The following is a 598-nucleotide window of genomic DNA, read 5'->3' as shown; positions in this document are numbered from 1 at the left end:
GGAGAATCCAGATCCGAGAGATCCGGAAATAAATCAGTAGGTATTGAAGAAGGAACAGACCTTTGGCTGATCTCACTGAATGAAAGAGGAGATGAACAATGGCAGAAATCCTACAATTTCAAGAACAGGGATATTTTGATGGGAATGAATGTGATACAGAGCCAAGAGTCAAGATCCAAGAATCAAGATGCCACCAAAGGAATATTGTTGGGAGGGTATACGCAGGCGGAAGGAAGAATAGAGAAGGATGATGAGACTTTCTGGATGTTGTATCTGGATGGCAACGGTAATGAACAGTGGAGAAAACATGTGAGTGGAGACTCGAGAAAAAGAGAGGAGAGACTTTCGGATTTGAGACTTAACAGAGATGGCTCTATTATTCTGGCAGGAACCAGTGCTGAGGAATTAGGAAAAGAGAACTGGAAGATTGTGAAACTGGGAGATAAACAGGTGGATCAGTTAATAGAAAAACATGATATCAAGATCTATCCAAACCCTGTTTCAGATTATGCTTATGTGGAAATCGGCTTTAATTTCAAAGAAGCAGATATTATGCTGTATGATATGAGCGGAAGACAGCTTCAGAGTATAAAAACTA

1 protein-coding gene is annotated in these 598 nt (G+C 40.3%); it reads left to right on the top strand.

Annotated features, from left to right (window positions below; translation table 11 throughout):
• A partial coding sequence (locus JML65_RS23770; RefSeq protein ID WP_202272628.1) for a T9SS type A sorting domain-containing protein occupies positions 1-598 on the top strand: 598 nt, incomplete at both ends.

Source organism: Chryseobacterium sp. KMC2, from assembly GCF_016756935.1.
GTDB lineage: Bacteria > Bacteroidota > Bacteroidia > Flavobacteriales > Weeksellaceae > Chryseobacterium > Chryseobacterium rhizosphaerae.
Note: the sequence above shows the minus strand (reverse complement) of the source record. Positions and strands in the feature narration are given on the sequence as shown.